Source organism: Rickettsia endosymbiont of Oedothorax gibbosus (assembly GCF_936269705.1).
Lineage (GTDB): Bacteria > Pseudomonadota > Alphaproteobacteria > Rickettsiales > Rickettsiaceae > Tisiphia.
The window spans coordinates 85946-100315 of record NZ_OW370493.1; the positions used below are offsets into that span (position 1 = coordinate 85946).

Below are 14370 nucleotides of genomic sequence, written 5' to 3' on the forward strand. Positions count from 1 at the left end.
AATAAATCATCGATGAAGAAGGTAATAAAAATAGGTACAAGAAGAAGTACTCTGGCTTTGATTCAGACAGGTTTAGTAATTGACCAAATTAAAATTCATTATCCACAGATAAATTATGAAATAGTTCCAATAGTTACATCTGGCGATTTGATTAAGGATAAAAATTTGTATTATATAGGTGGGAAGGCTTTATTCTTAAAAGAAATAGAAGCTGCTCTTATAAATGAAGAAATTGATTTAGCTGTACATTCCTTTAAAGATGTACCTTGTAAATTACCGTCAGAATTGATGATATGTGCTGTACTTGAGAGAGAAGATGCACGAGATGTATTTGTCTGCTTGAACTATAAATCAATAGAAGAATTGCCTTTTGCCAGCATAGTTGGTACATCCTCAGTACGTAGAAAAATCCTAATACAAAGAAAAAGACCTGATTTACAAATTGTTACTTTTAGAGGAAATGTTGATTCAAGAATAAAAAAATTAATGCAAGGTGATGTTGATGCGACCATTCTCGCTTATAGTGGTTTGAAAAGATTGGGGCTATTTGATGAAAAATATTGCCACTTAATAGATATAAAAGAGATGTTGCCATCTGTAGGGCAGGGAGTTATAGCGGTAGAGATAAGAAAAAATGATAACAAAATGCAGGAGATATGTAATAAAATTAACCATCTTGAAACATGGGAACTAATGAAGGCGGGAAGAGCATTTTTAGAATATTTAGATGCAGATTGTAAAACCCCTATAGCTGCTTATTCAACATATGTATACTCAAATGATTTGAGTATACGTGATAAGGTTATTCATACGGAGTTTATGCTTGCCAATTTTGATGGTAGTAAAATAGTTTTTCATAGCGAAACTTCCGATTCAAAAGATGCTAAAAATTCTGGCATAAAAGCTGCCAAGAATATGATACACTGTTTTGATCTTAAAAACTAATCGGGTTAGCAGCTATAACTCGATAATCAAGTTTTTTTGCAGATTTGAATAAAATATAGGATCATGGTTGTCATCCCTGCTTACCTTAGTGTCACCCCTGCGTAAGCAGGGGCATAGTACCCTACAATTTTTGTAAAGATGGTATTAGGATAGAAAAAAGTTTTTGTTTGGGAGGTATTAATAATGTGGATATTAGCTGCGTTATGGCTGTTGTAGATTGATAAAAAGCATTTTTGATATGATCAAAGCCATAGGTAAATAATGAAAACAATTGTCTTTCAATGGTTTTGTACCGTTTTATTCGGATGGGATTTAAGGCATTTTGTATTATTCCATTTTTGACTATTAAAGCTGAAGCAATAGCAGTTATCACTAATAATTTTTCAAATCTATCCAATTTTACAATGTGACTTTTTTCAATATCAAAACCACCGCTTTTTAGGTGCAAAAATAGTCGTTCAACTAAGGTGGTCCCCTTTGTCTAGACAAAAATTTAGATAAATAGAGATATAATTCACAAAAATTAAATTGTTGTTTTTATACAATATTTTTTTCAAAATATACACATTCTGGAGTTTTATAATCCAAAGCTTGATGCATCCTTTGTCTATTATAAAAGTCCATATATTCGTTAATTGCTGTCTTTGCCTCCTTTACTGTTGTTAAAATAATCCGATAAATTTTTTCCTGTTTTAATGATCGCCAAAAACGTTCAATAAAAATATTATCTAAGGCTCGTCCCTTACCATCCATACTAATCAAGATATTATGTAGCTTTAGCATACTAATAAAATTCTCCGAGGTAAATTGTACTCCTTGATCAGTATTAAATATTTTTGGCATACCATATTTTTCTATAGCGTCTTCAAGGGCTGTTACACAAAATTCACTTTCCAAACTAATGGAGATTCGCCAACTTAGAATATAACGACTATACCAGTCAATAATAGCTACTAAATATACGAACCCTTGGCTCAGTCTTATATACGTTATATCTGCACTCCAAACCTGGTTTGGCAATACTATTTCTAATCCTTTTAGTAAATAAGGATATATTTTATGCACTTGATTCCTCTTGCTTAAATTTATTTTAGGATAAACAGCTTCAAGACCCATTATCTTGTAGTAACGTCTAACAGCTTTACGACCTACCGAAAAACCTTGGGCTTGTAAATATTTAGCCATCCGCCGCATACCATAATATGGATGCATAGTATAGGTCTCATCAATTATTGCCATAATCTTGATATCTTGTTCACTAATACCAGTAGGTTGATAGTAATAGGTTGACCTGCTAATATCCAATAACTTACACTGTTGTACAATTGTTAACTTATTATGATTAGGCTCTATCATATTACACCTAACCTTTAATTCCAAACAATGCAGATTTTTTTTTGAGCCAGTCACACTCAACGCTTAACTGACCAATTTGCTCATATAGATTCTTGATTAACCCCTGCTGATTTGGATCAGCACTCTGTGTTTTATTCTTAAAACCTTGTACTAACAACTATAGTACCCTACAATTTTGAGAAGATGAAGAAGAATGGTTGATTTAGAGTGGTGTGAAGTAGTATAAGGTAGGTATTTTTATAACAAAATGCATAATATAATACTTCAAGAATTGATTTTATATATAGACGGAAATAAATCAAGATTAAAATGTTTGGTTGGTATGGTAATTAGTTTGCTGACGGGCAGCTCAATTTATCAAAAAGGTTTAGCACTTGGTATTTTAGGTGATGCTAAAGCGACGTCAAAAACTCATAGAATTTATCGTTTTTTAAAAGATTTTAATTTTGATTATATGAAGGTTGGCTATTTGCTATTAAGCTTTTTTGCTTCAAAAAATTATGTCGTAGCAATGGATAGGACAAGTTGGAAATTTGGTAAATCCGATATTAATATTTTATTTTTAGTAATGGTAATTGGTAAAATATCGGTGCCAATATTCTGGAAGACTTTGTCGCATGGTGGCGGGTGTTCTGCAGAATTTATGAAGGAATTTTTACAGAAATTTATTAATAATTTTGGCGTTGAAAGAATAAAATATTTGCTTGCTGATAGAGAATTTATGAATAAAGAATGGTTAGACTTTCTGATAAATAACCATCTAAAGTTTGTTATTCCATTAAAAATGGATCATAAAATTCGTCTTACAAAAGGTTTAAGAACTTTAACCATTGAAAGAATATTTAGTGATGTTAAAGCCTTAGAGTATAGGGCTTGTAGTGGTATATTATGGAATAGAAAGGTTAATTTTACCGCATATAGAAATGATAAGAGCGAGCTGATGGTTCTGGTGTCTTCAATTGAAATAGAGCAAGATATTTTTGCTTTATATAAATTTCGTTGGAGTGTTAACGACTATTTTTGCACCTAAAAAGCGGTGGTTTTGATATTGAAAAAAGTCACATTGTAAAATTGGATAGATTTGAAAAATTATTAGTGATAACTGCTATTGCTTCAGCTTTAATAGTCAAAATGGAATAATAGAGCCTTTCTAATTAAGTGTGTAAATTTTTCATAGGGCTTAAATTCTACCTTCAAATTTTATCAAAAAGTGAGCCATAGCTGCGTTCCAGTTCGGAATCGGCATAACCCATTTCTTGGTCATATAATCAATTGCCAAATATAAGGTCTTAAAAACGGCATTATCATTTGGAAAAACCCTTTTATTCTTAGTAACCTTACGTAATTGGCTATTGACAGATTCTATACTATTAGTTGTGTATATTACTTTCCTTATCGCCTCAGGGTATTCTAGAAAAACCATTAAATTTTCCCAATGAACATACCAAGATTTAGCAATTTGTGGATACTGTTTACTCCATTTAGCTTCAAAAGATTCTAAAGCAAGATGTGCTTCTTCCTCTGTGCTAGCAGTATATATAGGCTTTAAATCAGCCGCTAATTCTTTTCGGTCTTTATATGATACATATTTTAAACTATTTCTAATCTGATGTACAATACATAATTGATGTTCGGTTTTCGGAAAAACTGCTTCTATTGCCTCAGACATACCGGTTAAATTATCACTGCAAGCAATAAGCATGTCTTGCATACCTCTGTTCTTCATCTCAGTAAAATTACCAAGCCAAAATTTAGCTCCTTCATTTTCACTGTTCCACAATCCTAAAATATCCTTCCTTCCAGATAAATCAATACCTAATGCTACATATACAGACTTATTGATAATTCGTTTATCTTGACGTACTTTTACTACTAAACAGTCAAAAAATACTATAGCATATACTCGATCCAATGGTCGGCTTTGCCATATCTTGACATCCTCAATTACATCATCAGTAATTTGACTTATCAAACTTTCGCTAACGTCAGCTCCATACAATTCTTGCATTTGAATCTTAATATCAGATAAGCTCATTCCTTTAGCGTATAACGATATTATTTTATCATCAAATCCTTCAATACGTCTTTGACGCTTCGGAATTAATGCAGGTTCAAATGTACTACTTCTATCCCTTGGAACCTCAATCTCTACAACTCCATTATTTGTTACTAGATTCTTTACTTTACTACCATTACGAACATTATTGCTATCAGTATGACAATATTTATCATATCCTAAGTGATTATTCATCTCTGACTGCAATGCCTTCTCTACAAGCCTTTTGGTTAATTGTTTTAATAAACCATCCTCTTTAAATAAAGTTGATATATCTGTATCATTATTTATTAATAAATCTATTGCTTGATTCATTGCTTCATTTTGTTTGTGACGCATTATAATTTCTCCTTTTGTTATATTATATTTTTATATAACCTTTGAAAAATTTACACACTTATTTGTACAGAGCCGAATAATACAAAATGCCTTAAATCCCATCCGAATAAAACGGTACAAAACCATTGAAAGACAATTGTTTTCATTATTTACCTATGGCTTTGATCATATCAAAAATGCTTTTTATCAATCTACAACAGCCATAACGCAGCTAATATCCACATTATTAATACCTCCCAAACAAAAACTTTTTTCTATCCTAATACCATCTTTACAAAAATTGTAGGGTACTATGACTAACAACTCAAGACCTTGTTTTTTCCAGTTACTGATCTGTATTGCATGAACACCATACTTACTGGTTATCTGGGCTATTGTTAGCTCTCCCTTAATTGCTTCTATGACAATTTTGGCTTTCTCCTCAGCACTATATTGCCTTACTTGTTTTTTCATCTCTAGCTCTCCTTGTTTGCTAAAGAATTCTATCTCATTTTTCTTATTTTTCTGTCCAAAATATTGGAACCATTATAATTCTAAGTTGGCGAATCTCCATTAGTTTGGAAAGTGAATTTTGTGTAACAGCCCTTGAAGACGCTATAGAAAAATATGGTATGCCAAAAATATTTAATACTGATCAAGGAGTACAATTTACCTCGGAGAATTTTATTAGTATGCTAAAGCTACATAATATCTTGATTAGTATGGATGGTAAGGGACGAGCCTTAGATAATATTTTTATTGAACGTTTTTGGCGATCATTAAAACAGGAAAAAATTTATCGGATTATTTTAACAACAGTAAAGGAGGCAAAGACAGCAATTAACGAATATATGGACTTTTATAATAGACAAAGGATACATCAAGCTTTGGATTATAAAACTCCAGAATGTGTATATTTTGAAAAAAATATTGTATAAAAACAACAATTTAATTTTTGTGAATTATATCTCTATTTATCTAAATTTTTGTCTAGACAAAGGGGACCACCTTAGTTGAGTCAATCATTTAATTTGTGTGTGCGTCAAGATAAGGTGCATTAATCTTACGGGTGAAAGTCCTGTTATGGAAGGAGTAGCTAGCTCCACCATATAGCGAGTCTTGTGCTGCTGAAGGTAACGACAGTAGTAAAGCGTAGACAGCGAAACATCCGAGCCGAAACCAAATGGTGAACGTGATAGCCCTGAAATGATATTGGTAGTGGAAGTCGATGTGCTACACAACGCAGTAGACAAGAGAAAACTAGAGGTCAAACTAGCGAAAATCCGAAAGTTTTCAACCATCGGGGTCTCAGGCGTCAGCGAGTTTGTAGAGATTAATGACACAACTTGAGAAGTCCTTATAACTCAATGATAGGTAAGCCACTAGTTTGACTAGTGAGACCATCAAGGCTTGGCCTTTAGATTTAGTATAAAATAAAAAGTTATCATATATAACTTCTTTGGCTTGACGGTCAAAGGAGAAAATATATGACAACATACGAAAGTTTAAATCATTCTAAATGGGATTGCAAATATCATATTGTGTTTATTCCAAAGTGTCGTAAAAAAGAATTGTACGGGAAGGTTAGAAAATATCTTGGGAACGTATTCCATGAGTTAGCTTTTCAACGTGGGAGCAAGATCATAGAGGGGCATATGGTACAAGATCATGTGCATATGCTCATCAAGATTCCTCCTAAATATTCTGTAGCTGAAGTAATAGGCTATATCAAGGGGAAAAGTGCTATAGCCGTTGCTAGGCAGTTTGGTGGACGAAAACGTAATTTTAATGGAGAAAAGTTGTGGGCTAGAGGTTATGCGGTCTCAACTGTAGGATTTGAAGAGAATCAGATCAAACACTACATTAAGAATCAAGAGCAACTTGATAGTTTAGGCTCTGACGAATCAGGAGAATTTTAATTAACAATGGCAGCCCTTTGGGCTGCTCATAACCGTCAAGCCCCTCGCTTTGCGAGGGCGTTCTGACTCTTACTGAGTTAAGTAAGTATTCAAAGTACAAGTGCCGAAACATAAGGCTTTGGAGATGGTGTTAAGGATGGCTGAGTCAGTTGTAGTAGTGATGAAGCTTCGTAATGGGAGTGGAGCGAAGGGCTGACAGAAAGGTAAGAACGTAAGAGGGAAACAATGACCGTACACAGCATAGACGGAAATACATGGTCAACGAAACTTGAGCGTATAAAGTTGCTATCATCACAAAATCAAGACATAAAGTTTAATAATCTTGGACATATTATTGATTTAAAGATGTTAGAAGAACAATATAAGGAACTTGATAGCAAGAAAGCTGTAGGAATAGATGGTATAACCAAAGCGGTTTATGGTAAGAAGTTGGAAGCAAATTTGCTCTCGCTCCTTACTAAAATTCGCAAGGGGCAATATCAAGCTAAACCTGCACGAATTACATTGATTCCAAAAGAAGATGGAGGCAAAAGACCTTTGGTAATATCATGCTTTGAAGACAAGATAATCGAGTCGGCAGTAAGCAAGATATTAAACTCAGTGTTCGAGCCAATATTCTTAAAATGTTCTTACGGGTTTCGACCTAAATTAAACGCCCATGATGCACTTAAGGAGTTGAATAGACTTACGTATAACTTCAATAAAGGAGCTGTAGTTGAAATTGATATAACTAAGTGCTTCAATTCAATCAAACATTCTGAGTTGATGGGATTCCTAAGAAAGAGAATATCTGACAAAAGATTCCTAAGACTAGTTATGAAACTGATGGAAACACCAATTATAGAAAACGGCATTACAGTTACTAACAAGGAAGGATGCCGCCAAGGGTCTAAAACATCACCAATTTTGGCAAATGTCTTCCTACATTATGTTATTGACTGTTGGTTTGCTAAAATCAGCAAGGAAAACATAAGAGGGCAAACTGGAATGGTGAGGTATTGTGACGATATGGTGTTCGTCTTTGAGAATGAAGAAGACGCGAGGAAGTTTTATGAGGTTTTGCCCAAAAGATTAAACAAGTATGGCTTGAACATCAATGAAGCTAAATCGCAGATGATTCAGTCCGGTAGATACCATGCTGAGGACTTAGCTAAGCAAGGTAAGAAGATCAAGAGTTATAATTTTCTTGGCTTTACTTGCTATTGGGGTAAATCAAGGTTTGGTAACATATGGAGATTAAAATATACCACAAGGAAAGATCGATTTACCGAGAAGCTTAAAGGGCTAAGAGAATATCTACGAAGTCACCTTAATGAGAGGGGCAAAGAACAGATATTATTGCAAGTCATTAGAGCTACAAAGGGGTGGATCAATTATCATGGTATATCAGATAATCAAAGACGAGTAAGTTCATTTATTCACCAAACTAGGCGAGCAATATATGGGTGGTTTAATAGAATGGGTGGGAAGCGTAAGATGAATTGGCAAAGATTAGCTGAAATACTCAAAAGGGTCGACTTTCCAAATAAGTGGAAGACCATTTCAATGTTCTAAAACCAACAAAAAAAAATAGGGTACAAGCCTATCTTACCTTTCGGGAGCCGGATGCGGTAGCTCTGCATGTCCGGTTCTGAGGAGGGGCTTAACCAAGCAATTGGTTAGGTCTACTCACAAAGTTCATTTTTTATTTTCCAATAAATCATATTTAAAATCTCCACAAAGTATTTCAAATTGATTTAAAGCTAAAGACCAATCTTTAATAGGCATGGTCCATTTTTTGGCTGCATTTTGTAGGGATAAAAATATTATTTTTTGAATTGACTTATCATCTGGAAACACCCCCTTATTTTTGATAATTTTTCTAATTTGACGATTTACAGATTCTATAGTGTTAGTAGTATAAATTACCTTTCTGTTCTCTTCAGGAAAGGCAAAAAACGGTATTATCCCAGACCAATTACGTTGCCAAATATCAGAAATTACCGGATATTTTTTATCCCATTTTACACCAAATTGCTGAAGTTTTAAACGTGCCATTTCGTCATTATTAGCTGTATAAATTTGTTTTAGATCTGATGTGACCTCTTTTAAATCTTTATATGACACATACTTTACTGAATTGCGAACCATATGTACAATACATAATTGTACTATAGTACTCGGGAATACACTGCTTATAGCTTCTGGAAAGCCCTTTAAACCCCACACAAGCAACATAAATTTGTTCAATTCCTCGATTCTTTAACTCAGTAACTACTTGCATCCAAAATTTAGCACCTTCATTTTTGCCTATCCAAATGCCAAGTAACTCCTTTTTCCCTTCTATATTTACAGCAAGTGCTAAATATACTGCTTTATTTATTACTATGTGATTGTCTCTAGATTTTACATAGATACAGTCCAAGTATAATATTGGATACACCCTATCTAAACAACGATTTTGCCACCTAGTTACTTCTTCTATTACCCCATCTGTTATGGTGGATATCAAGTCACCAGATACATCAGTTTGATATATTTCTTCTAAATGCCCTCGGATCTCGCTGACTGTCATACCGCGACCATAAAGGGATATCACTTTCTCATCAAATCCATTAAATCTCCTCAGCCCTTTTGGTATTAATTGAGGATTATACTCTCCTTCCCGATCTCTTGGTACTTCTACTGTCAGCTTACGACCATCCCCATCAATTACTGTCTTCTCATAGCTACCATTACGACTATTATTATCTACTTTTGCCATCTTGCTATGTTTTGAATATCCTAATTCATGATCCAACTCACTTGCTAATATTTTATCAACTATTTGCTTCTTTAGCTGTTGAAATAAACCATCTCGACCAAATAACTCCGATGGATCTGCTTTTGATAATAATTCTTCTACTAGCTGATTACTGATGTTTAATGTATCTTTATCTGTATCTAATTTTTTAGCCATAATTCCTCCTTGCTTGCTTAAGTTACTTTTTTTACAGTAATCTCTTACTGCTTTCTTTGCAACTTACACAAACTATAGGACAGACTCTTGTGGCTCTATTTTTTTATTTTCTTTGTTGACAAATTCACTCGTCCATATATGACAAATTTTGCGTTTAAAGATAGATGTTGTGACTCGGATATATTCAAATTTCCTTCAAACAACCTACTATTTATAAGCTCTGCAAAAAACTTGATTATCGAGTAATAGACAGCATGATGGGTGCTTATTCGGCACTAATTCAGGTTAATTGACTGTAACTTAACTTGTATAGAAAAGTTATTATTGTATTATAGTTTTTTCCTATTAGATATTTATATGTTAACTCCTTCAAAATTGTTCATTATTTGGTTGTTTGGTTTAACTAGCGGATTTACCTTAATGATTACAGGCAACACCTTAAACTATTGGCTTGCTAAAGAAAATATTGATTTACAATCTATTGGAATGTTTGCTGTTATCGTAATACCTTATTCTATCAATTTTTTATGGGCTCCTATTTTTGATACTGTAAAGTTAGGTTGGTTAAGTAAGCTACTTGGTCATAGATTATCTTGGATTTGTCTGATTCAAATTTTGTTGGCATTTGCTATTTTTCTTTTAAGTACCATGGATCCTCATCATAGTCTAATATTGTTTGCACTGGTAGGATTGATAATATCATTTTTAAGTTCAGCTAAAGATACTGTCCTAGGAGCATTTAGAACTGAAATTATTGCCAAAGAATCTCAAGGAGCAGCTTCTGGAATTTATATTTTTGGCTATCGTATCGGTATGCTAATATCAGGTTCCGGGGCTATTTATCTATCAAGCTACTTGGGATGGAATAATATATATAAAATCTTTGCCATTTCTGTACTTATTTGCTCTGCTATTTTAGTTGTGAGTATCTTACGATTAAAGCATGACTTAATTTCCCAAACTTATCAGGATTATAAGGTAAATAGTTCAAACTTTATACAAAATATCCTGAGACCTGTAGGATCTTTTTATTTAATCTTTTTAATAATAATCTTCCTTATTTTATATAGATTACCAGATGATTTTATTTGTATGATGATTAATCCTTTTCTGATACATATTGGTTATAACGAATTTGAAATAGCTAGTGCAGGGAAATTTTTCGGCATAATATCTGCAATAATTGGTGGGCTAATAGCTATCTCAGTGATGAGAAAAAAGAATATCTTGGATAGCTTGCTGATATTTGGAGTAATTCATGCCATAGCACATACCTTATTTATTCTGCAAGAGATTTATGGTAAAAATCTACCCTTATTCTTTATTACGACAGGTTTTGAGAGTATAACTGGTGGAATGACTATGACAGCCTACATTGCTTTTATTGCTTCAATTTGTCAAGGTAAATTTCGGGCTACACAATATTCGTTTTTCACTTCTATGATGGGATTTTCACGATCGATTTTTCCAGCTCTTTCAGGATATATTGTTGTACAATTCGGATGGCAAAACTTTTTTACATTTATTATTATCACAACGATCCCTTCCCTCCTTCTGCTACTAAAAATCAGCTCATTACTAAAAGTAAAAATGAAGTGAATGATGTAAAGTACCACATGAAAACTCCGCAAGGATTTGCGGAGTCAATTTTAAAACAAGATAATTACTATTTTAAAGCTTTTAAACCTTTTTCAAGACCTTTCGTGGAAAATGGCAAATTTACCTGTTGACCGGCTGAATTCATAAAACCAACAATAGGATTACCATCGCTTGATAAAATGGTTTTAAGATCAGTGTCTGATATATCAGCAATAGCCTGGCAAGAATCTTTTGTGCAATTAACGTACTTACCTGGAGCAACTAATTTTTTGGAACTGATAATAGACGTACCTGGAGCAACAGAAACGTCAGTAGGAATTATTTGTATCATTTTTAAATTTCTTTCCTTACCGCTACCAAAATAGCCTATTTGATATATAGCCAACACCTGTTGTTTATCATCTTTAGTAGAATTAAGAGCCTGATTTAAAAAACAAATCCGTTTTTTATCAGCACTTGTGGTGCATTTAACTACCCAATCTGAAAAGGCTTGCCCTTCTTTAACCGCAGCATCAACTCTGATAGGATTACCAAAAAATAACCCTAAACCTATTACAGCAAGACCGGCTGTAACAAATAATGATTTTTTAACACATTTTGTCATAAATTCTACTAATTTATTATTGGTATTTAAGAGCAAAATATATCTGAATTTAATATACTTGTCAATCATCCGTGATAAGAAATGTCAAAACTGAGGTTACAATTTGGACTAACAAGCAAAATAATAATTGAGAAACCGTCATTGCGAGCTGATGTATCCCCACGAAATTAAGCACGACAAAGCTCCGTCTTTATAATAGATGCCAGGGGTTCTACCAATGGTTTTATGGCATGCAAATAATTAAATTCAATAATAAATTTCCCAAGGGTAAAATACGAATAAATCTTTTTATCTTTTACTGTGTTAGGTTGGAAAATTCTTTGCATACCTTGGCTATAGCCTACCACACCTATAACCCAATATGTTATAATAACAATGGCAGATAGTAACATTAAAACTCCCCATCTATTCACATCTAAAGTTCGAATATATCTTCCAGCAAGACCAAATTGATGACTTTTTATCACTCGAAACGTCTCCTCTATTTGCATACGTTTGCTATATAACCTCACTATTTCCGCTCCCTTATATTCATCAGAACTTAAGTTAACCTGAGTTTGACGTAAGCACCAAACAAAATGCTAAGCATTATGTAATAACATAAACAAACTGTTGGTGGTGAGCTATGGTAAAAATAAAACCTTCTTTCAAACTAGTGTGTTAGGAGAAAGAATATTTGAAAAGTAAGAAGGGAGGGATTATAAAGTTCTCTAATAATAACAACAAAATTGGAGAATATATAAGGTGGTCCCCTTTGTCTAGACAAAAATTTAGATAAATAGAGATATAATTCACAAAAATTAAATTGTTGTTTTTATACAATATTTTTTTCAAAATATACACATTTGGCTCTGTACAAATAAGTGTGTAAATTTTTCAAAGGTTATATAAAAATATAATATAACAAAAGGAGAAATTATAATGCGTCACAAACAAAATGAAGCAATGAATCAAGCAATAGATTTATTAATAAATAATGATACAGATATATCAACTTTATTTAAAGAGGATGGTTTATTAAAACAATTAACCAAAAGGCTTGTAGAGAAGGCATTGCAGTCAGAGATGAATAATCACTTAGGATATGATAAATATTGTCATACTGATAGCAATAATGTTCGTAATGGTAGTAAAGTAAAGAATCTAGTAACAAATAATGGAGTTGTAGAGATTGAGGTTCCAAGGGATAGAAGTAGTACATTTGAACCTGCATTAATTCCGAAGCGTCAAAGACGTATTGAAGGATTTGATGATAAAATAATATCGTTATACGCTAAAGGAATGAGCTTATCTGATATTAAGATTCAAATGCAAGAATTGTATGGAGCTGACGTTAGCGAAAGTTTGATAAGTCAAATTACTGATGATGTAATTGAGGATGTCAAGATATGGCAAAGCCGACCATTGGATCGAGTATATGCTATAGTATTTTTTGACTGTTTAGTAGTAAAAGTACGTCAAGATAAACGAATTATCAATAAGTCTGTATATGTAGCATTAGGTATTGATTTATCTGGAAGGAAGGATATTTTAGGATTGTGGAACAGTGAAAATGAAGGAGCTAAATTTTGGCTTGGTAATTTTACTGAGATGAAGAACAGAGGTATGCAAGACATGCTTATTGCTTGCAGTGATAATTTAACCGGTATGTCTGAGGCAATAGAAGCAGTTTTTCCGAAAACCGAACATCAATTATGTATTGTACATCAGATTAGAAATAGTTTAAAATATGTATCATATAAAGACCGAAAAGAATTAGCGGCTGATTTAAAGCCTATATATACTGCTAGCACAGAGGAAGAAGCACATCTTGCTTTAGAATCTTTTGAAGCTAAATGGAGTAAACAGTATCCACAAATTGCTAAATCTTGGTATGTTCATTGGGAAAATTTAATGGTTTTTCTAGAATACCCTGAGGCGATAAGGAAAGTAATATACACAACTAATAGTATAGAATCTGTCAATAGCCAATTACGTAAGGTTACTAAGAATAAAAGGGTTTTTCCAAATGATAATGCCGTTTTTAAGACCTTATATTTGGCAATTGATTATATGACCAAGAAATGGGTTATGCCGATTCCGAACTGGAACGCAGCTATGGCTCACTTTTTGATAAAATTTGAAGGTAGAATTTAAGCCCTATGAAAAATTTACACACTTAATTAGAAAGGCTCACACATTCTGGAGTTTTATAATCCAAAGCTTGATGCATCCTTTGTCTATTATAAAAGTCCATATATTCGTTAATTGCTGTCTTTGCCTCCTTTACTGTTGTTAAAATAATCCGATAAATTTTTTCCTGTTTTAATGATCGCCAAAAACGTTCAATAAAAATATTATCTAAGGCTCGTCCCTTACCATCCATACTAATCAAGATATTATGTAGCTTTAGCATACTAATAAAATTCTCCGAGGTAAATTGTACTCCTTGATCAGTATTAAATATTTTTGGCATACCATATTTTTCTATAGCGTCTTCAAGGGCTGTTACACAAAATTCACTTTCCAAACTAATGGAGATTCGCCAACTTAGAATATAACGACTATACCAGTCAATAATAGCTACTAAATATACGAACCCTTGGCTCAGTCTTATATACGTTATATCTGCACTCCAAACCTGGTTTGGCAATAC

The 14370-nt window shown here is 33.1% G+C and carries 13 protein-coding genes and 3 pseudogenes; 7 read left to right on the forward strand and 9 right to left on the reverse strand.

What is annotated here, in order from left to right:
- Nucleotides 1-12: 12 nt before the first annotated feature.
- On the forward strand, nt 13-945 hold the full coding sequence (gene hemC, locus NBW66_RS00460) for a hydroxymethylbilane synthase (RefSeq protein ID WP_250311424.1): 933 nt from the start codon (nt 13-15) through the stop codon (nt 943-945).
- 121 nt (nt 946-1066) lie between these two features.
- On the opposite strand, the gene NBW66_RS00465 is transcribed toward hemC, so the two are convergent.
- The 3 genes from NBW66_RS00465 to NBW66_RS00475 all read right to left on the reverse strand — a co-directional run bounded on the left by NBW66_RS00465 (nt 1067) and on the right by NBW66_RS00475 (nt 2458).
- Complete coding sequence (locus tag NBW66_RS00465; RefSeq protein ID WP_250310575.1) at nt 1067-1393, reverse strand: hypothetical protein; 327 nt, start codon at nt 1391-1393, stop codon at nt 1067-1069.
- A gap of 89 nt (nt 1394-1482) precedes the next feature.
- Complete coding sequence (locus tag NBW66_RS00470; protein ID WP_250310686.1) at nt 1483-2301, reverse strand: IS3 family transposase; 819 nt, start codon at nt 2299-2301, stop codon at nt 1483-1485.
- 7 nt (nt 2302-2308) lie between these two features.
- Complete coding sequence (locus NBW66_RS00475; protein ID WP_250310770.1) at nt 2309-2458, reverse strand: hypothetical protein; 150 nt, start codon at nt 2456-2458, stop codon at nt 2309-2311.
- Nucleotides 2459-2548: 90 nt separating this feature from the next.
- On the opposite strand from NBW66_RS00475, the gene NBW66_RS00480 reads away from it, so the two are divergent.
- Nucleotides 2549-3331, forward strand: coding sequence for a transposase (locus tag NBW66_RS00480; RefSeq protein ID WP_250310771.1), 783 nt, complete (start codon nt 2549-2551; stop codon nt 3329-3331).
- 150 nt (nt 3332-3481) lie between these two features.
- Here the strand turns inward: NBW66_RS00480 and NBW66_RS00485 are convergent, their stop codons facing one another.
- Complete coding sequence (locus tag NBW66_RS00485; RefSeq protein ID WP_250310568.1) at nt 3482-4696, reverse strand: IS256 family transposase; 1215 nt, start codon at nt 4694-4696, stop codon at nt 3482-3484.
- 186 nt (nt 4697-4882) lie between these two features.
- Nucleotides 4883-5149 (reverse strand): transposase, encoded by a 267-nt coding sequence (locus tag NBW66_RS00490; protein ID WP_250311425.1) that lies wholly within the window; start codon nt 5147-5149, stop codon nt 4883-4885.
- A gap of 77 nt (nt 5150-5226) precedes the next feature.
- Here NBW66_RS00490 and NBW66_RS00495 point away from each other — a divergent pair, with 77 nt between their 5' ends.
- The 3 genes from NBW66_RS00495 (at nt 5227) to NBW66_RS00505 (ending at nt 8148) form a co-directional block, all read left to right on the forward strand.
- Nucleotides 5227-5613: an integrase core domain-containing protein gene (locus tag NBW66_RS00495; RefSeq protein ID WP_348539296.1), complete on the forward strand. Its 387-nt coding sequence runs from the start codon at nt 5227-5229 to the stop codon at nt 5611-5613.
- 549 nt (nt 5614-6162) lie between these two features.
- Nucleotides 6163-6594 carry an IS200/IS605 family transposase gene (gene tnpA / locus NBW66_RS00500; RefSeq protein ID WP_250310729.1) on the forward strand — a complete coding sequence of 144 codons (432 nt, stop codon included), beginning with the start codon at nt 6163-6165 and terminating at the stop codon, nt 6592-6594.
- 225 nt (nt 6595-6819) lie between these two features.
- Entirely contained in the window at nt 6820-8148 is a 1329-nt protein-coding gene (locus NBW66_RS00505) for a reverse transcriptase domain-containing protein (RefSeq protein ID WP_250310618.1), read from the forward strand.
- A 123-nt stretch (nt 8149-8271) separates the two neighbouring features.
- On the opposite strand, the pseudogene NBW66_RS00510 reads toward NBW66_RS00505, so the two are convergent.
- Nucleotides 8272-9532, reverse strand: a pseudogene (locus tag NBW66_RS00510) (IS256 family transposase).
- A gap of 357 nt (nt 9533-9889) precedes the next feature.
- Between NBW66_RS00510 and NBW66_RS00515 the strand changes: the two are divergent.
- Complete coding sequence (locus NBW66_RS00515; RefSeq protein WP_250311427.1) at nt 9890-11131, forward strand: AmpG family muropeptide MFS transporter; 1242 nt, start codon at nt 9890-9892, stop codon at nt 11129-11131.
- 67 nt (nt 11132-11198) lie between these two features.
- Here the strand turns inward: NBW66_RS00515 and NBW66_RS00520 are convergent, their stop codons facing one another.
- Complete coding sequence (locus NBW66_RS00520; RefSeq protein ID WP_250311428.1) at nt 11199-11735, reverse strand: invasion associated locus B family protein; 537 nt, start codon at nt 11733-11735, stop codon at nt 11199-11201.
- Nucleotides 11736-11902: 167 nt separating this feature from the next.
- A pseudogene (locus NBW66_RS00525) lies at nt 11903-12274 on the reverse strand (transposase); the annotation flags it as partial.
- A 382-nt stretch (nt 12275-12656) separates the two neighbouring features.
- Between NBW66_RS00525 and NBW66_RS00530 the strand changes: the two are divergent.
- Nucleotides 12657-13871, forward strand: a complete 1215-nt coding sequence (locus NBW66_RS00530) for an IS256 family transposase (protein WP_250310568.1) — start codon at nt 12657-12659, stop codon at nt 13869-13871.
- A gap of 22 nt (nt 13872-13893) precedes the next feature.
- Here the strand turns inward: NBW66_RS00530 and NBW66_RS00535 are convergent.
- Nucleotides 13894-14364: pseudogene (locus tag NBW66_RS00535) on the reverse strand (IS3 family transposase); the annotation flags it as partial.
- Nucleotides 14365-14370 lie beyond the last annotated feature (6 nt).

Coding starts and splice junctions, on each gene's coding strand:
- NBW66_RS00490 (WP_250311425.1), bottom strand. CDS start 5,149: ATGAAAAAACAAGTAAGGCAATATAGTGCTGAGGAGAAAGCCAAAATT.
- NBW66_RS00470 (WP_250310686.1), bottom strand. CDS start 2,301: ATGATAGAGCCTAATCATAATAAGTTAACAATTGTACAACAGTGTAAG.
- NBW66_RS00515 (WP_250311427.1), top strand. CDS start 9,890: ATGTTAACTCCTTCAAAATTGTTCATTATTTGGTTGTTTGGTTTAACT.
- NBW66_RS00485 (WP_250310568.1), bottom strand. CDS start 4,696: ATGCGTCACAAACAAAATGAAGCAATGAATCAAGCAATAGATTTATTA.
- hemC (WP_250311424.1), top strand. CDS start 13: ATGAAGAAGGTAATAAAAATAGGTACAAGAAGAAGTACTCTGGCTTTG.
- NBW66_RS00480 (WP_250310771.1), top strand. CDS start 2,549: ATGCATAATATAATACTTCAAGAATTGATTTTATATATAGACGGAAAT.
- NBW66_RS00530 (WP_250310568.1), top strand. CDS start 12,657: ATGCGTCACAAACAAAATGAAGCAATGAATCAAGCAATAGATTTATTA.
- tnpA (WP_250310729.1), top strand. CDS start 6,163: ATGACAACATACGAAAGTTTAAATCATTCTAAATGGGATTGCAAATAT.
- NBW66_RS00505 (WP_250310618.1), top strand. CDS start 6,820: ATGACCGTACACAGCATAGACGGAAATACATGGTCAACGAAACTTGAG.
- NBW66_RS00520 (WP_250311428.1), bottom strand. CDS start 11,735: ATGACAAAATGTGTTAAAAAATCATTATTTGTTACAGCCGGTCTTGCT.